Genomic DNA, 15,957 nt, shown 5'->3' with positions numbered 1-15,957 from the left:
AAATAATAATAAAATCACTTTGCCGGCATATCAAGAGAAAGAATTATTTTTTGTACAAAAAATTTTGGTTTTTGTACAAAAAATAAAAAAACGTCCCGACAAATTTGAAGAAACGTGAGCACGAATAAAAAAAATCATGCCCGCGTTTCAAAAGAGTTGCGGGCATGATTACAAAATACTGGTTTACAGCATATGAAACTTGTTATTTGCCTATTTTCATTCCTTGCGTATTGAGTTCACCTATTCCACCCCTATGAAAAGAAGCCATTTGAGCTGTTCCGGTAAAATTTGCAGCACCTATGCCATTCACATCAGCATCAATCTCTTCGCAGTTGATGTTGACGTTTACTTCGCCGACGCCGCTCAGACTGAATTCCGCCTTACGGCAATGCAAGTCTTTCACATTGAATTCACCCACTCCGCGGAAATCCACATCCAAATCTTGTACATCTACCTTACCATCGATATTGAATGAGCCGACTCCGCTGAAGTCAAGTTGCTTCAAATCGGGAGCAGAAATACGGATTATGGTTCCGTTCTTATTGTTTTTCAGCTTTTTGATATAGCCGATTTTCAGTTTGTCACCTTCTACGCTGGTTGTTATATTTTTTACATGTCCTTCTTCCCCCTCTATGGAACACGAGAAATCGGACGCCTGTGTGAAATAAACCAGTCCCACACTCTTTATCTCAATAGAGGAAAACCCGGATACGTTCCGTTTTTCTGTAATCTGCTCTCCCTTACCACCTGCCCAGACACAGGAAGTAAAACCGGTTGCCAAAATCAAGGCACCGATAAATCTTGTAAAAATTGTTTTCATAGTCATATTGTTCTTTAGAGCCACCAAATCGGACCTTGTATAAAGGAAGTATTAAACAAGAAGATAAATCCTACCACCAGTGAAATAAACCATACCAAGGTAAGAATCACTTTTGTAGTAGTAGACATCGGTTTCCATACGTTGAAGCTCTGCAATATGAGCTGCAAAAGCCCGATAATCGGAATACCCACGACAAACAGTCCGCATACCGACAGTCCGATGACCGCAGAAGAGGAAGAACCTATCAGGCTCCAGTCTACATCGGGCATGGAGTAATACAGCACAGCAGGTACGCTGGCAAGCATTCCTGTAGCCGCCATCAGCAAGGCAAACAGCACAACCAGTCCGGCAAGCAATACCGGTGTCAGGCAGATGACCAACAGAACCAGAATAAACTTAATGATAAATCCGGCTATCTTGACAATAGCATTGCCCAACTGGCGCAAAAAGGAACGGGGCTTTTCGGAATGTACATAATCGTTTACCTTATCGAATCCTTCGGTCACGGTACGTCCTATATTCTCCATGTTGATAGGTTCACCGCGCATCTGCAGCTTTTCGGTAGCCGTCTTTGCCAGCGGAATGATAATCCAAGCTATCAGATAAGCCAGAATCAGTCCGTGAACAAAACAGCCGAGCACCAGCGCACCGATACGTATCAACGTCACATCCCAGCCAAAATAGGCAGAAAGTCCGGAAAGCACACCTCCTAATACACGGTCGTCGGGATTACGGAACAGCCGGCGGGCAGGTCCATTGCTATAAGCATGCTGTTCTGTTTCTTTCTTTTCCTCATCGTCATCCGTATTCAAGTCCTCGGGATTTCCCATACGGGCAATAACCGCCTCTACCTGTTCCACCGTAATGACCTGCAATCCGGTACGGATATATTCATCGAACAGTTCGGCAATACGGGTTTCCATATCGCGTACAATCTCATCGGCCCCTTCTTCCTTACGGAAATGATAACGGAGATTATTCAGATAATTATCAAGCAGGTTATAGGCATCGTCATCAATATGATAGACAGTGCCACCCAGATTAACAGTCAGTGTTTTCTTCATGTGATTTAGAAATTAAAAGTTTTGTTCTTAAATGATTTACCGTATCCGACAATTCGTCCCAGGCCAACTGTAGTCCGGCCAGAAACTCCTCCCCCTTCGAGGTCAGACTATAATACTTCCGGGGAGGTCCCTGAGTAGATTCTACCCACTCATACGCAAGCAAATCGTCGTTCTTCAGGCGGGTAAGCAACGGATAAAGCGTACCTTCCACCACTATCAGCTTCGCCTCTTTCAGATTCAGAATAATATCTGAAGCATACGAAGGCTCACGATGCAGCAACAACAGAATGCAGTACTCAAGCATTCCTTTGCGCATTTGAGATTTTACGTTATCTACATTCATTTTAGTTCTCCTTATTTTGTATAGCACAAATATAGGCATTATATAAATACCTTGCATTACATAGTACTATCTATTTACAATATTTAACAAAATACAACCTGCTGTACAAAAAACGACGGCAGGAAAGCCCTATTTTTGTGAAATAACAAACTATTAAATACTCAAAACTATGTTTTTAATAAAGAAAGCAACTACAGCCGACATTCCGCTGATAAACAAACTGGCATGGAATGTATTTCCCGAAACGTACAAGGATATCCTCAGCCACGAACAGATAGAATATATGATGGACTGGATGTATTCCATAGAGAACCTGCACAAGCAGATGGAGCAAGAAGGACACATTTATTATATAGCCTACGAGGAATGTGAAGCGGCAGGATATGTTTCTATCCGTCAGGAGGACAAGGATTTGTTTCACCTCGAAAAGATTTACGTCATCCCCTATTATCAGAAGTACCACCTGGGCAGACAGTTGTTTCAGCAAGCTATAAAAGGCATTAAAGAACTTCACCCGGCTCCGTGCCGCATGGAACTGAATGTAAACCGCAATAATCCGGCATTGAGATTTTACGAGCACATGGGAATGAAGAAAGTGCGTGAAGGTGATTTCCCGATCGGGAACGGTTATTACATGAACGATTATATTATGGGACTGGACATTTAAGGTCTATATCGAGGCAGACAGGCAGATGATCGCTGTAACCGCCGTGGTATTTCATGCCGTTGTAGGTACGGAAAGGCTTGTCGCCTCCATAATTTTCATCTTCTTCCAGCAGAAAAGGAAATGTAAGTATGCGGGCACGGTCGAACGAGGTCGTCAGGTTTCCTTTCAGTTCGAGGAAAGTACCGTTCAGAATGAGCTGGTCGAGGATGCCCCACTCGCCACGGTATCGGTACGTACCTCCCGGCTTACCGTTCATCAGATTATACAGGTTAAGGGAACTGATGTCCTTTCCGGGTTTTCCAGCGCCCAGTGTCTGACAAACAGAACGGCTCTCGGGATAGTCGTTGAAATCGCCCATTATAATAAGGTAGGGCGTTTTGCGAATTTTCATAACAGAATCTGCCGCATGACGCAACGTGCGTGCGGTAAGCAGACGGTAGGGTTCACTCTGTTTCTCGCCTCCCGAACGCGAAGGCATGTGACAGACAAAGACATCGAGCGTATCGCCGGAGAGTACCCGACCTGCCACATGCAGGATATCGCGGGTAGGCTTACGCTTCAGTTCGCGGGAGGGAATGCGGATATGCTGCTCAGCTATCAGCCGGAAAGAAGAAGGCTGGTATAGAAGTGCCACGTCAATTCCCCGTTCATCGGGCGAATCGGTCATCACATAGCGATAGGCTGCATCCCGAAGCGGAGAATATTTCACCAGCCCGTCCAGACAATATGCATTTTCCACTTCGCAAAGTCCGACCAGGTCGGGCACCTGTTCACCGCTGGCAGCCAGTATCACCTTGGCTATCCGGTTCAGCTTCTCGTGATAACGTTTCCAGTTCCAGCCCCGGACTGCGTGGGGAAAATATTCGGAATCGTGCTTCAGCGAGTCATGACGACAGTCGAACAGATTCTCTACATTGTATTCCATAACACGAAGGGTTTGCTGTGCCCCACACTCAAAGGCTGTGAGGCAAGCAGCAAACCCTAATAATATTTTTGAAAAGAGGCTCATTATGCCTTTGCAGGAATATGTGCCAGTACATCGCGCAAGTGACGCCAGAACTTATCGACTGTAGGGATAAGCATACGTTCGTCGGGTGAATGAACGCCACGGAGCGTAGGACCGAACGAAACCATATCGAGTGAAGGATATTTCTCGAGGAACAAACCACACTCCAGTCCGGCATGGATAGCTTTTATCTTCGGCTCTGTAGCGAAGAGGCGTTTATAGCTTTCTACGGCAATTTGCAGAACTTCTGAATTCGGGTTGGGCTTCCATCCCGGATAACCGTCGCCGGTTGTAACCTCCGCACCGCCCAGCAGGAAGGCAGCAGCTACCATCTGCGACATGTCCTTGCGTGAAGAAAGGATGGAACTGCGCTGGCTGGTTACGACTACGATCTTGCCGTCACGCTGCTTGACTGAAGCCAGATTGGAAGAAGTTTCTACCAGTCCCGGAATATCCTGGCTCATGGCATACACACCATTGTGTACGGCATAGAGGGAAAGAAGGAACTTCTTCATAGCCTCCTGTTCCATGACTTCTGCACGAGGACTCTCCGATTCGAGTTCCATAACAAGGTTTGGCTCTGTTACCGCGAACTCATTCTCTACTTCCGACAAGTATACATTCAAGTCAACACGTACCGATTCCTTATCCTTCATCGGGACAGCACAAACGGCATGTGCCTCGCGAGGAATGGCATTGTGCAGGTTACCTCCATCTATCTCGCACAGACGCAAATCGTATTTCTCCATCAGCTGAACCAGGAAACGGTTCAACAACTTGTTGGCATTGGCACGGTTCTTATTGATATCATCGCCCGAATGTCCGCCCGTAAGACCTTTTACAGCCACACGGAAGAAGAAGTATCCTTCGGGAGCAGCCGTCATCGGACAAGGGAACTGTGCGGTAGTACCTGCTCCACCGGCACATCCGATGAACAATTCGCCTTCATCTTCCGAATCGAGGTTAATCAGAATGTCACCATTCATAAATCCTTCCTTCAAGGCAAAAGCACCTGTCAGTCCGGTTTCCTCGTCGACAGTAAACAGACACTGTATCGGTCCGTGCTCGATATCTTGTGATGCCAGTACGGCAAGCTGGGTAGCAATACCGATTCCGTTGTCGGCTCCCAGTGTAGTACCTTTCGCTTTCAACCACTCACCGTCAACATAAGTTTCTATCGGGTCGGTTTCGAAATTATGCTGCGTATCCTTATTCTTCTCACATACCATATCCATGTGCGACTGAAGGACAACAGTCTTCAGATTTTCCTTACCAGCTGAAGCTGGCTTCTCAATCAACACATTGCCAGCTTCGTCTGTTTTTGACGACAGACCGTGTTTCTTGGCAAACTCAAGCAGATATGCTCTTATTTTCTCTTCCTTTTTGGAAGGACGTGGCACCTGACAAACTTCTTCAAAATAATGGAAGACAATAGCAGGTTGCAAATCTTTTTTCTCCATAATAGTTTATTTATTTGTTCTATTATCCCTAAAAATAAGTTAAAAACACATATTAACGGGGCAAGTAGCCTCTTTTTTCCACACCGAAAAGAGTAAATCGGTGACAAAAGATTTATATTTGCACCACAAAATTAATAGAAATGCTCAAGACTATCCTTATAACAATGTTAATAGTTGCTATCTGCATAGCACTATTATCGGTAAAGATACTCTTTAAGAAAAACGGACGCTTTCCTAACACGCACGTCAGTGGAAGTAAAGCCATGAGAAAAAGAGGTATCGGATGTGTGCAGTCGCAGGACAGGGAGGCACAAATAGTGAACCCACATGCCATAGCAGAACGCAAACAAGCTGAAACGGAAACGGAAAAAACAATTAATAACTAAGATACTAAAACCATTATGAAAAGTATGAAGCATATCCTTAACGGATTTATCGCACTGGCTATGGTGCTGATGTTTACACAATGTACTGACAACAAGGCAAATGACAAAAGTACCTCAACTCCAGCTGTAGTGGGTGGTCCGGTAAACATGAAGATAGCTTATGTAGAAATCGATTCTCTGCTGACTAAATATCGTTACTGGAATGACCTGAACGAAATGATGATTCAGAAGGAAGAAAACATTCGTACTACACTGAACGAAAAGGCTAAGGAACTGGATCAGGAAATGAGAGAATTCCAGCGCAAACTGGAAAACAATGGTTTCGCCAGCCGCGAACGTGCAGAACAGGAAAATCTGCGTATCAGCCAGAAACAGCGTGACTTGCAGCAGTTGCAGGAAAAGCTGACAAGCGAACTGCAGGCAGAAAACCAGAAGATCAGCTTGCAATTGCGTGACTCTATCAATTCATTCCTGAAGACTTACAACAAAGATAAAGGCTATAGCCTGATTATCAGCAACACTGGTTTCGATAATCTGTTGTATGCTGATCCGGCATTCAATATTACTCAGGAAATCGTAGACGGACTGAATGCTCGTTACAATCCTGCATCAAGCAAGAAATAATTTTTAAAACCTTGTATTAATTCAAGCCCTGCCGCATTACAAAAAACGGCAGGGCTTTTTTTCTCTATAAGAGAAACAATCACCCCATGCTCCCTCATCTCATCATATTTCCATCGGGTATCCTTCAAGTCTTATATTATCACAACTCATGACACTTCAGAATAAAAGCCTTATATGTAACTAAAAAAAGCTCATTTTTTTTGTATTTTTTCTTAGACATTCATTGAACATATCGGGAAATAAATTGTTTTAAATTATAAAAAGGAATAAGGTATTTATTTATATAGAAGGAGATTTTATGGAAACGTTTGCCGACTTAATATCGTCGCCCAGTCCCGTGTTAGTGGATGTTTTCGCAGAGTGGTGTATGCCTTGTAAAATAATGACCGGAATTTTAAAGAAAGTAAAGGAAATACAAGGTGATTCGCTGCGAATAATAAAAATAGATGTAGACAAGAATCAAAATATAGCGCAACATTATGCAATATCTTCCGTTCCAACACTTATGATTTTCAAGAACGGAAAACAGCTCTGGAGACAAAGCGGAGTAATAGAAGCTAATGAGCTAAACAAAATAATCGAAATGTTTAAGTAAAGCAAATATTCATTTTCACGTAGCACAAAAACTGGTCTTTTCCTGTAGCGAGGAGCAAACTTACCTCATTTCCTACGAAGAAAAGACCGTTTTTTTATCATAACCCCATATAGTCGTATACAAAGAGTGCCGAACAGCCTGTTTTATATTTCAGGCTAATAGAATGCTATCCCAAAGTTCGTATCGCAGATATCTCTGTACACATACGTCAATGTTTAATCTTTTTCTTATATTCTGCAGCACGTTCTACCACCTCTCGTACAAAGTTGTACGTTTCAGTCCCTCTGAAATACCCATTTTTGCACACGGGATCTTGATAATACTCTTCATTGCTCTTCAACAAAATATAATGATCAACATGATGATCCCATAGATTACGGTTTCTGCCATACTTTTCGGCTAATGCCATCGCATCGGTTATATGACCGACTCCTGCATTATATGCTGCCAGCACGAACTTATTACGTTCCTCCTTGTCAGGCACTTTGGCAAATATTTCTTGCAGACGGGCAATATACTTTACTCCAGCTTTTATACTTTCCTCCGGATCACTCTCCTTGCCTGCCGGCATTCCCATGGCATGTGCCGTAGCAGGCATCAACTGCATCAGCCCACGTGCACCTGCCCATGATATAACATTGGGGTCGAAATTAGATTCCGTATACACAAGAGAAGCCAGCATCCGCCAGTCCCATCCTATTTCTTTGGCATATTTCCGGAACAAATCATCATAATGAGAGATTTTTCCATCCTTTACGGAAAGAATAGAACCATGAGTAGTACGCTTGTTCAATTCAAAATAACGCCGGGCACTTGCCTTAAACTCCGAAGAATTGATATTTTCCCGGTGCCATTTATCGGCAGCCTCTGCAAGCAACACCGAAGTTTTCCGTACAGCCCACGATGAACGCTGGTCGAAACTGATAACCAGTCCGATATCAAGATTCGGATAATAGGTACGGTTTATCTTTGCTATTTCATTGGTTGCAACAGTATAGTCTATCTTTCCCTCGGCTACCCATGTAATCAGATTTTCTTCCGATACACTGTCGGCAACAACTTTATGAATATTTATGCCTCCTCCCAGTTCGCTGTTCAGATTTGTCAAACGGTCATAGTATTTTCCCGGAGTAGTATAAATATCCTTACCTGGGAGCTGTGTAACATCTTTCAAGGCATCCTTTCCCCTGCGCTGTACTATAACCTGATGAGTAATATTTTCTTCCCCACAATAAATCAGACTATCTTTCCAAGCATTCGTTATATGGAGATTGTAAGCTATCAAGTCACCCTCTCCCTTCAACAGGCAACGAACCATCTCCGAAGGGTTGTTCACCACCTTCAGTTTCAGTTTCAGTCCAAGTGAACGCGCGAACTGCTGTGCCAGTTCATACTGAAAGCCCATCGGTTCACCCCGATAATTAAAATAAGAAGTAGAACTATTGGCAGTAAGAACCACCAGCTCTCCTCTTTCCATTATTTCAGGTAAATCGACCGCAACTTCACCCTCTACCGTCCCCTTTCGGGAATGGCAGGAAGAAAACAACAAACTCAGACACAATACTGACCAGAGAACATAGGATATTCTCATCGTCCGACTATTTTTTCAATATACATTTTCAAAATCTCTATAGCCTTTCTATTGTATCCTCCTTGAGGAATGATCAGATCAGCATATCGCTTTGCTGGTTCAATGAATTCTTGATGCATCGGTTTCAAGACTCTCATATAACGTTCCATAACTGCCTCTGCCGTACGTCCTCTTTCTACAACATCACGTTGCATCACGCGAATCAGACGTTCATCAGGATCGGCATCTACAAAAATCTTCAAGTCCATCAAATTACACAACTCCTTGTCGCTCAAAGCCAGAATACCTTCTATAATAACAACCTTACGAGGCTCCACATGCAAGGTTTCTTTCTGACGTGTACAAGTAAGAAAATCATAAATAGGTTGCTCTATTGCTTCTCCTCTACGAAGCATAGCTACGTGTTTCGACAACAAATCCCAGTCGAAAGCATTTGGATGATCGAAATTAATGCTCTGACGCAACTCAACCGGAACATGACTACTGTCATTATAATAAGAATCCAACGGGAGCAAAGCGACTTCGTCGGCCGAAAGACTGTCAATTATACTTTTCACTACAGTTGTTTTACCGGAGCCTGTACCTCCTGCAATTCCAATGATTATCATACGCAATGTTTCAATAAATAGTTATATATTTGCAGCTATACAAATTTACGATAATTCATAATATAAACAACTATGGTCAAGCACATTGTTTTATTTAAACTGAAAGAAAGTCTTTCTACAGAAGAAAAACAGCAAGTCATGAACAACTTCAAGGCTGCAATCGAGGCTTTGCCAGCCACAATACCAAGCATTCGCAAAATCTTCGTAGGTCTGAATATCAATCCCGATGAAAAATGGGACATCTGTCTGGAAAGTGAATTCGATACACTGGACGATGTAAAAGCTTATGCCGTTCATCCGGCGCACGTAGCCGCAGCCGGCATCCTGAAAGAAGTTAAGCAAGATCGCGCCTGCACTGACTACATTTTTTAGAATTCCATACGACTATGAAGAAGATTATTAACCCCTGGAGTGGTGTGGAGGGTTACAATTGTTTTGGTTGTGCGCCTCAAAACCCTTCAGGCTTACAAATGGAATTTTACGAAGATGGTGATGAAATAGTCAGCTTCTGGCATCCGGACAGCAAATATCAGGGTTGGCTTAATACGCTGCATGGAGGTATTCAGGCAGTATTGCTCGACGAAGTCTGCGGATGGGTCATCATGCGAAAACTGCAAACCGCCGGCGTTACTTCAAAAATGGAAACCCGTTACTTGAAACCTGTACATACAACCGACACCGCTTTAACAATACGTGCATCTATCAAAGAACAACGCCGCAACATTGTTGTGATTGAAGCTTCATTGCTTAATCAGGCAGGCGAAATATGTACCCAGGCTGTATGTACTTATTTTGCATTTCCACGAGAAAAAGCTGAAAAGGAAATGCACTTTCACGAATGTAAGACTGAAGATGAATAACATTCGACTTTCATGACATACAAACAAATACCCTCGTTCCTGCAAGAGAAAATAATATTGTTACAAGCAAGGACGAGGGTATTAAATATATTGAGTTCAACGCAAACTTTGCACGATTATTTCATTCGCTGACTTTTTTATTGGATAATTTTTCCAAAAAATACACAAGAAAGAAACCAACCAGCATCAAGATAATAGCTTCGAAAAGATACTGATCAGGCCATATATTGGTTTCTATCAACGGTTTCTCTACCCCATGACTATCAATGAAAGTTTCAACGGTCCGTTTCCAAGGCCATACTTTATTCAGAGAACCTAACATGAAACCAGTCAGTACAGCCAAAGTAATATTTCTGAAATGCTTCAATGCATACGAAAGTACACGAGAGAAAGTAGTTATACCGATGCAAGCTCCGGCACCAAAAATCACTATAATCTTTATATCAAGCGTTTTTACAGCTTCCATTATGAAAAAATACTTTCCCAACAGCACCAATATAAAACTACCCGAAATGCCTGGCAGAATCATTGCGCAAATTGCAATGGCACCACATATAAAAATAAACAATAAGTTCGACGGAGTTTCGGCCGGAGTAGCTACTGTAATATAAAAAGCAACAATTCCCCCTACAATAAATCCAAGAATCGTCTTCCAGTTCCATTCCTTAATATCTTTTCCTACAAACCACGTAGAAGCAAGAACCAGTCCGAAAAAGAACGACCATACCAGTACCGGATGATCCATAAGCAACCATGTTATAACCTTTGCCAATGAAAAGACACTGATACCAATACCAGCCAGCAGGAACAGCAGGAAATTGCCATTTATCATTTTCCAAAAAGCCTTCCATCTTCCGGTAAAAAACATTTTCAAACTTTGAGCATTGATACTTTTAATCGAATCAATCAATTCATCATAAATTCCTACTATAAATGCGATTGTTCCACCAGATACTCCCGGAACGACATCGGCTGCTCCCATGCCCATTCCTTTCAAAGCAAGTAAAGCGTAGTCTTTAAAACCTCGTTTCATTTTATTCCTTTATCTGTTTTTTAAGAATTTTTCAATCTGCAAAGTAAAAGAAAAAAACGACATGTTTCTACGAAAAAAATAAAAAAGGCACTATGAATAAACATTCGTACCAAATATTTGTTATATTCACAGAAACATTTAATAAAAAGTAATCATGGCAAAAACAGCATTTCAAGGAACTCCTGTTTCATTGGCAGGCGAGTTTGTAAAAGTTGGAGCTCAGGCTCCTGAGTTTTCACTGGTAAAAGGAGATTTAAGTTCGTTTACTCAAAATGACATTAAAGGAAAATATGCCCTGCTGAATATATTCCCAAGTATGGATACTGGTGTTTGTGCAGCTTCAGTCCGCAAATTCAATAAGCTGGCAGCTGAAATGGAAAACACTGTTGTTCTGGCAATTTCCAAAGACTTACCATTCGCACAAGGAAGATTTTGCACGGCAGAAGGTATCGAAAACGTAATTCCTCTGTCAGATTATAGATACACTTCCGATTTCGGAGAAAAGTATGGTGTACTAATGAGCGACGGAGTATTATGCGGATTACTGGCACGCGCTGTAGTAATCGTCAACCCGGAAGGTAAAATCATCTATACTGAACTTGTACCTGAAATCACTCAGGAACCGAATTATGAAGCAGCTTTAGCAGCACTTAAAGCGCAAAGATAACTATCACCCTATACCAACTAACAACTGTGGCGAAAAGAGAATCGGATAATATTCACCTTCTCTTTTCGCCACGTTATTTTTTATTTCATATACATAATAATTTCCCGTAACATAGCGGCCAAAGATATCCTCCGTGGAATAATGGCTATTTCACTAAAGAACTCATTCCTCGGCAAACTCCCTGATACGCTGTTCCTCACTCAAACGGCAAATCAATAATGTATCATTCTTTTCGGCTACGATATAACCGTCCAGTCCCTGAACCACCACTTTCTTTTCCTGAGTCGTATGAACTATACAATTTCGGGTTTCAAACAGCTTGATATTATCGCCGATACAAGCATTATTATGCGAATCTCTTTTCGAATTTTCCTGTAAAGAGCCCCATGTACCCAAATCGCTCCAGCCAAACGAAGCCGGAAATACATAAATTTCCTCCGCCTTCTCCATAATGGCATAGTCTACCGAAATATTTTCACACATAGGGAACAATTCATTCAGCATATCCTGTTCCTTTTCTGTATAGAAATAAGGAAGCATACGCTCGAATATCTCAGCCATAGGAGGCTGATAAACCCGCAAAGCATTTACAATCGTATTGACATTCCATATAAAGATTCCCGCATTCCAGAAATAATTCTTACGCTGAATATAACGACGCGCCACTTCCAGATCCGGTTTCTCCTTAAAAGCATCTACCCGATAAATCTCCTTATTGGACGGACAAGCCATGGTCAGATCCGCTTCGATATATCCATATCCCGTTTCCGGACGAGTAGCTTTCATGCCCAATGTAACAATAGCATCAGAATCAGCAGTAAATTTCATTGCCGAATTAATGACACGTACAAATTCTCTGACATCCATAATCACATGATCACTTGGAGTCACTACAATATTCGCCTTCGGGTTCTTTGCCTTTATCTTCCAACTGACATAAGCAATACACGGAGCCGTATTACGACGACAAGGCTCAAGTAAAATATGATCGGGCAGAATATCGGGCAATTGCTCCTTCACTACATCTGCATAACTAACTGATGTTACTACCCATATATTTTCCAAAGGACAAATGCCCTGAAAACGATCAGCCGTAAGCTGAAGCAATGTCCTTCCGCATCCCAGTATATCTATAAACTGTTTGGGCATTTGAGGAGTACTCATCGGCCAAAATCGACTTCCGACCCCTCCTGCCATAATAACTACATGATTGTTGTTTAAAGCCATCACCATGAATTTTAAGTTCGTATGCAAATATAGCTTTATTTTGACAAAATAAAATATCCCGACTGATAAAAATCAGCCGGGATAAAGAGAATGGTTTTATAAAAACCTATTAGCAATACATATTTACAATAGCCTCATACAATTCCTGCTTTCCGCTTGTCTGTTTCGGTTCGCCGTTAGCTTTTGCATAAGCAACAACATCTTCCAGAGTCAGCTTACCTTCTTCAAATTCCTTACCTTTACCAGAATCGAATGAAGCATAACGGTCTGCCAGCATCTTCTTATACGGAGATTCTTCCAGCAATTTAGCAGCGCTCAGCAAAGCATGAGCCATAACATCCATACCAGAGATATGTGCGATAAAGATATCTTCCAGATCAGTAGAGTTACGACGAGTCTTGGCATCAAAGTTAGTACCACCGTTGCCGAAGCCACCGTTACGGATTACCTGCATCATAGCCTGAGTCATTTCGAAGTTATCGATAGGGAACTGGTCTGTATCCCATCCGTTCTGATAGTCACCACGGTTAGCATCGATAGAACCCAGCATACCATTGTCGACAGCAACAGCCAGTTCGTGTTCGAAAGTATGGCCTGCCAATGTAGCGTGGTTCACTTCAATATTTACTTTAAAGTCTTTATCCAAGTTATGAGCTTTCAAGAATCCGATAACTGTTTCAGTATCTACATCGTACTGATGTTTAGTCGGTTCCATCGGTTTCGGTTCAACCAGGAAAGTACCTGTAAATCCTTTTGCACGAGCATAATCGCGAGCCATAGTCAACATCTGTGCCAGATGTTCCTTTTCACGCTTCTGATCTGTATTCAACAGTGACATGTAACCTTCACGTCCACCCCAGAATACATAGTTAGTACCGCCCAGTTCGATAGTTGCATCGATAGCATTCTTAATCTGAACAGCCGCACGAGCTACAACGTCGAAATCAGGATTTGTTGCAGCACCGTTCATATAACGAGCATGACCGAAGACATTTGCAGTACCCCACAACAGTTTGATACCTGTTTCAGCCTGTTTCTGTTTTGCGTAAGCTACAATTTCCTTTAAGTTTGCTTCGTATTCTTCAATAGTATCAGCTTCGTCGCACAAGTCTACATCGTGGAAACAATAGTATTCGATACCCATTTTCTGCATAAATTCGAAGCCAGCATCCATTTTATCCTTTGCAGCCTGAAGTTTATCCGGATTAGTTTTCCATGGGAATTTCTTGGTACCGCCACCAAACTGGTCGCCACCTTCAGCACACAATGTATGCCACCATGCCATAGAGAACTTCAACCAGTCTTTCATCTTCTTGCCCATTACCACTCTTTCAGCATCGTAATAACGGAAAGCCATCGGATTTTTGCTTTCTACACCTTCGAATTTGATTTTACCAATACCGGGAAAATACTCTTTTGTTGCCATAGTTCTATTTTATTTAAAAGTTAATGATTTATTATTTATTTTTTTATTTTGACTTCTTGTCCTGCCTGCTTTCAGACAAAAACAAGGAGATTAAATTTTATTCATATACGAAAGCCAGCGCTGATAAGCATCCTCGTATGCAGCTTTGTTGGCAAGATCCGGCTCAATGACAGCCAGTTTATCCAGTGTTGCAAACGCTTCGTTGTTATCTTTATAGATACCTGCTCCGATACCTGCGCCTTTGGCTGCTCCTACCGAACCATCAGTATCATACAGTTCGATGGTTGCTCCCGTCACCCCTGCCAGCGTGTTACGGAATATCGGACTCAGGAACATATTGGCATGTCCGGCATGAATTTTATGCACGTCCATTCCCATACCTTCCATAATATCGATACCATATTTGAAAGAGAACACAATACCCTCCTGAGCAGCACGAATAATATGGTTACGTGTATGCAGGTTGAAATTGATTCCATTGATAGAACATCCTGTTTCCTGATTTTGCAGCATACGCTCAGCCCCATTGCCAAAAGGCAAAATACTGATGCCGCCGGCACCAATGGGAGCCTGAGCAGCCAGCTCGTTCATCTCAGCGTACGAAACGCCTGCAGGCACAACCGTACGTTTCACCCATGAATTCAGGATACCTGTTCCGTTGATACAGAGCAACACTCCCAAACGAGTCTGTTCCGCTGTATGATTTACATGAGCAAATGTATTGACGCGCGATTTCGGATCGTAGTTTACTGCACCGTTCACGCCATATACTACGCCCGAAGTTCCGGCAGTAGAAGCGATTTCACCCGGATTGAACACATTCAGCGACAAAGCATTATTCGGCTGGTCGCCAGCTCGGTAAGTTACAGGAGTACCTTCCTTCAGCCCCAACTCTGCTGCAGCAATGGCAGTTACACGTCCCTGTTCGGAGAAAGTCGGCTTGATATCTGCTATCAGCGAATTGTCGAATCCGTAATATTCCATCAGGAACTTAGCCACTTGGTTGTTCTTGAAATCCCAGAACATACCTTCCGAAAGTCCGGATACTGTGGTACAAACCTCACCGGTCAGCTTCATGGCGATATAATCGCCCGGGAGCATAATCTTATCAATCTTAGCATAAATTTCCGGTTCGTTCTCCTTTACCCACGCAAGTTTCGATGCAGTAAAGTTACCCGGAGAATTAAGCAAGTGAGAAAGGCACACTTTTTCACCCAGCGAATGGAAAGCCTTTTCCCCGTACGGAACGGCACGAGAATCGCACCAGATGATTGCCGGACGAAGTACCTTCTGATTCTTATCCACACATACCAGGCCGTGCATCTGATAAGAGATTCCGATAGCTGCAACATCTTCCTTGCACACTCCACTTGCATTCATAACATCTTCCGTAGCCAGCTTCAGATTTGCCCACCACATTTCCGGTTTCTGTTCAGCCCATCCGGGATGTACAGCAATAATTTCCGCTTCCGTTTTCGGATAGAAAGCAGAAGCTACGCATTTACCTGTTTCGGAATTAACCAGACTGGCCTTTACCGAAGAGCTACCTATATCATAACCTAACAAATACATAATTCTGA

General features: G+C 42.6%; 18 protein-coding genes. 7 read left to right on the top strand and 11 right to left on the bottom strand.

Annotated elements, in window-relative coordinates; all coding sequences use genetic code 11:
- Positions 1–202: 202 nt before the first annotated feature.
- From WKT12_RS09530 to WKT12_RS09520, 3 genes are read right to left on the bottom strand one after another with little or no spacing between them, the layout of a single operon-like run.
- Positions 203–820 (bottom strand): GIN domain-containing protein, encoded by a 618-nt coding sequence (locus WKT12_RS09530; protein WP_340319544.1) that lies wholly within the window; start codon positions 818–820, stop codon positions 203–205.
- Positions 821–834: 14 nt separating this feature from the next.
- Positions 835–1,884: a PspC domain-containing protein gene (locus WKT12_RS09525; RefSeq protein WP_340319543.1), complete on the bottom strand. Its 1,050-nt coding sequence runs from the start codon at positions 1,882–1,884 to the stop codon at positions 835–837.
- Positions 1,862–2,227: a PadR family transcriptional regulator gene (locus WKT12_RS09520; protein ID WP_021969969.1), complete on the bottom strand. Its 366-nt coding sequence runs from the start codon at positions 2,225–2,227 to the stop codon at positions 1,862–1,864. The genes WKT12_RS09525 and WKT12_RS09520 overlap by 23 nt, the downstream gene beginning before the upstream one ends.
- Before the next feature lie 169 nt (positions 2,228–2,396).
- Here WKT12_RS09520 and WKT12_RS09515 point away from each other — a divergent pair, with 169 nt between their 5' ends.
- On the top strand, positions 2,397–2,894 hold the full coding sequence (locus WKT12_RS09515; RefSeq protein WP_340319542.1) for a GNAT family N-acetyltransferase: 498 nt from the start codon (positions 2,397–2,399) through the stop codon (positions 2,892–2,894).
- Here WKT12_RS09515 and WKT12_RS09510 read toward each other — a convergent pair.
- Complete coding sequence (locus tag WKT12_RS09510) at positions 2,875–3,903, bottom strand: endonuclease/exonuclease/phosphatase family protein (protein ID WP_445323131.1); 1,029 nt, start codon at positions 3,901–3,903, stop codon at positions 2,875–2,877. The genes WKT12_RS09515 and WKT12_RS09510 overlap by 20 nt on opposite strands.
- On the bottom strand, positions 3,903–5,360 hold the full coding sequence (locus WKT12_RS09505; RefSeq protein WP_340319540.1) for an aminoacyl-histidine dipeptidase: 1,458 nt from the start codon (positions 5,358–5,360) through the stop codon (positions 3,903–3,905). Before WKT12_RS09505 ends, WKT12_RS09510 begins: the two co-directional genes overlap by 1 nt.
- Positions 5,361–5,500: 140 nt before the next feature.
- Between WKT12_RS09505 and WKT12_RS09500 the strand changes: the two genes are divergently transcribed.
- The 3 genes from WKT12_RS09500 to trxA all read left to right on the top strand — a co-directional run bounded on the left by WKT12_RS09500 (position 5,501) and on the right by trxA (position 6,965).
- Positions 5,501–5,746 (top strand): hypothetical protein, encoded by a 246-nt coding sequence (locus WKT12_RS09500; RefSeq protein WP_021969965.1) that lies wholly within the window; start codon positions 5,501–5,503, stop codon positions 5,744–5,746.
- Positions 5,747–5,761: 15 nt separating this feature from the next.
- A complete protein-coding gene (locus WKT12_RS09495; RefSeq protein ID WP_340319539.1) occupies positions 5,762–6,370 on the top strand; it encodes an OmpH family outer membrane protein in 609 nt (202 codons plus the stop codon).
- A gap of 298 nt (positions 6,371–6,668) precedes the next feature.
- Complete coding sequence (trxA, locus tag WKT12_RS09490; RefSeq protein WP_021969963.1) at positions 6,669–6,965, top strand: thioredoxin; 297 nt, start codon at positions 6,669–6,671, stop codon at positions 6,963–6,965.
- A 208-nt stretch (positions 6,966–7,173) separates the two neighbouring features.
- Here the strand turns inward: trxA and WKT12_RS09485 are convergent, their stop codons facing one another.
- Together WKT12_RS09485 and udk are read right to left on the bottom strand one after the other, a co-directional pair.
- Positions 7,174–8,556 (bottom strand): MltF family protein, encoded by a 1,383-nt coding sequence (locus WKT12_RS09485; protein WP_340319538.1) that lies wholly within the window; start codon positions 8,554–8,556, stop codon positions 7,174–7,176.
- Positions 8,553–9,164 carry a uridine kinase gene (gene udk / locus WKT12_RS09480; protein ID WP_021969961.1) on the bottom strand — a complete coding sequence of 204 codons (612 nt, stop codon included), beginning with the start codon at positions 9,162–9,164 and terminating at the stop codon, positions 8,553–8,555. Before udk ends, WKT12_RS09485 begins: the two co-directional genes overlap by 4 nt.
- Before the next feature lie 72 nt (positions 9,165–9,236).
- Between udk and WKT12_RS09475 the strand changes: the two genes are divergently transcribed.
- On the top strand, positions 9,237–9,536 hold the full coding sequence (locus tag WKT12_RS09475; RefSeq protein ID WP_021969960.1) for a Dabb family protein: 300 nt from the start codon (positions 9,237–9,239) through the stop codon (positions 9,534–9,536).
- A 14-nt stretch (positions 9,537–9,550) separates the two neighbouring features.
- Positions 9,551–10,024 (top strand): PaaI family thioesterase, encoded by a 474-nt coding sequence (locus WKT12_RS09470; RefSeq protein WP_340319537.1) that lies wholly within the window; start codon positions 9,551–9,553, stop codon positions 10,022–10,024.
- A 121-nt stretch (positions 10,025–10,145) separates the two neighbouring features.
- On the opposite strand, the gene WKT12_RS09465 is transcribed toward WKT12_RS09470, so the two are convergent.
- Positions 10,146–11,057 carry a DUF368 domain-containing protein gene (locus WKT12_RS09465; protein ID WP_021969958.1) on the bottom strand — a complete coding sequence of 304 codons (912 nt, stop codon included), beginning with the start codon at positions 11,055–11,057 and terminating at the stop codon, positions 10,146–10,148.
- 154 nt (positions 11,058–11,211) lie between these two features.
- Here WKT12_RS09465 and tpx point away from each other — a divergent pair, with 154 nt between their 5' ends.
- Positions 11,212–11,724: a thiol peroxidase gene (gene tpx / locus WKT12_RS09460; RefSeq protein WP_021969957.1), complete on the top strand. Its 513-nt coding sequence runs from the start codon at positions 11,212–11,214 to the stop codon at positions 11,722–11,724.
- 162 nt (positions 11,725–11,886) lie between these two features.
- On the opposite strand, the gene WKT12_RS09455 is transcribed toward tpx, so the two are convergent.
- From WKT12_RS09455 to WKT12_RS09445, 3 genes are all read right to left on the bottom strand, one after another.
- Entirely contained in the window at positions 11,887–12,951 is a 1,065-nt protein-coding gene (locus WKT12_RS09455) for a mannose-1-phosphate guanylyltransferase (protein ID WP_340319536.1), read from the bottom strand.
- 109 nt (positions 12,952–13,060) lie between these two features.
- Positions 13,061–14,377, bottom strand: coding sequence for a xylose isomerase (gene xylA, locus WKT12_RS09450; protein WP_021969955.1), 1,317 nt, complete (start codon positions 14,375–14,377; stop codon positions 13,061–13,063).
- Positions 14,378–14,467: 90 nt separating this feature from the next.
- Complete coding sequence (locus WKT12_RS09445; RefSeq protein ID WP_340319535.1) at positions 14,468–15,949, bottom strand: xylulokinase; 1,482 nt, start codon at positions 15,947–15,949, stop codon at positions 14,468–14,470.
- Positions 15,950–15,957: the final 8 nt, after the last annotated feature.

It is taken from the genome of Phocaeicola sp. HCN-6420 (genome assembly GCF_037890145.1).
GTDB lineage: Bacteria > Bacteroidota > Bacteroidia > Bacteroidales > Bacteroidaceae > Phocaeicola.
The sequence above is the reverse complement of the archived record's forward strand: the minus strand, read 5'-3'. Positions and strand labels throughout refer to the sequence as shown.

Excerpts from the sequence above, each read along its gene's own strand:
- WKT12_RS09510 (WP_445323131.1), bottom strand. The coding sequence starts at position 3,903 with ATGAGCCTCTTTTCAAAAATATTATTAGGGTTTGCTGCTTGCCTCACA.
- WKT12_RS09475 (WP_021969960.1), top strand. The coding sequence starts at position 9,237 with ATGGTCAAGCACATTGTTTTATTTAAACTGAAAGAAAGTCTTTCTACA.
- xylA (WP_021969955.1), bottom strand. The coding sequence starts at position 14,377 with ATGGCAACAAAAGAGTATTTTCCCGGTATTGGTAAAATCAAATTCGAA.
- udk (WP_021969961.1), bottom strand. The coding sequence starts at position 9,164 with ATGATAATCATTGGAATTGCAGGAGGTACAGGCTCCGGTAAAACAACT.
- tpx (WP_021969957.1), top strand. The coding sequence starts at position 11,212 with ATGGCAAAAACAGCATTTCAAGGAACTCCTGTTTCATTGGCAGGCGAG.
- WKT12_RS09455 (WP_340319536.1), bottom strand. The coding sequence starts at position 12,951 with ATGGCTTTAAACAACAATCATGTAGTTATTATGGCAGGAGGGGTCGGA.
- WKT12_RS09520 (WP_021969969.1), bottom strand. The coding sequence starts at position 2,227 with ATGAATGTAGATAACGTAAAATCTCAAATGCGCAAAGGAATGCTTGAG.
- WKT12_RS09495 (WP_340319539.1), top strand. The coding sequence starts at position 5,762 with ATGAAAAGTATGAAGCATATCCTTAACGGATTTATCGCACTGGCTATG.
- WKT12_RS09470 (WP_340319537.1), top strand. The coding sequence starts at position 9,551 with ATGAAGAAGATTATTAACCCCTGGAGTGGTGTGGAGGGTTACAATTGT.
- WKT12_RS09515 (WP_340319542.1), top strand. The coding sequence starts at position 2,397 with ATGTTTTTAATAAAGAAAGCAACTACAGCCGACATTCCGCTGATAAAC.
- WKT12_RS09445 (WP_340319535.1), bottom strand. The coding sequence starts at position 15,949 with ATGTATTTGTTAGGTTATGATATAGGTAGCTCTTCGGTAAAGGCCAGT.
- WKT12_RS09465 (WP_021969958.1), bottom strand. The coding sequence starts at position 11,057 with ATGAAACGAGGTTTTAAAGACTACGCTTTACTTGCTTTGAAAGGAATG.
- WKT12_RS09530 (WP_340319544.1), bottom strand. The coding sequence starts at position 820 with ATGAAAACAATTTTTACAAGATTTATCGGTGCCTTGATTTTGGCAACC.
- trxA (WP_021969963.1), top strand. The coding sequence starts at position 6,669 with ATGGAAACGTTTGCCGACTTAATATCGTCGCCCAGTCCCGTGTTAGTG.
- WKT12_RS09505 (WP_340319540.1), bottom strand. The coding sequence starts at position 5,360 with ATGGAGAAAAAAGATTTGCAACCTGCTATTGTCTTCCATTATTTTGAA.
- WKT12_RS09525 (WP_340319543.1), bottom strand. The coding sequence starts at position 1,884 with ATGAAGAAAACACTGACTGTTAATCTGGGTGGCACTGTCTATCATATT.
- WKT12_RS09500 (WP_021969965.1), top strand. The coding sequence starts at position 5,501 with ATGCTCAAGACTATCCTTATAACAATGTTAATAGTTGCTATCTGCATA.
- WKT12_RS09485 (WP_340319538.1), bottom strand. The coding sequence starts at position 8,556 with ATGAGAATATCCTATGTTCTCTGGTCAGTATTGTGTCTGAGTTTGTTG.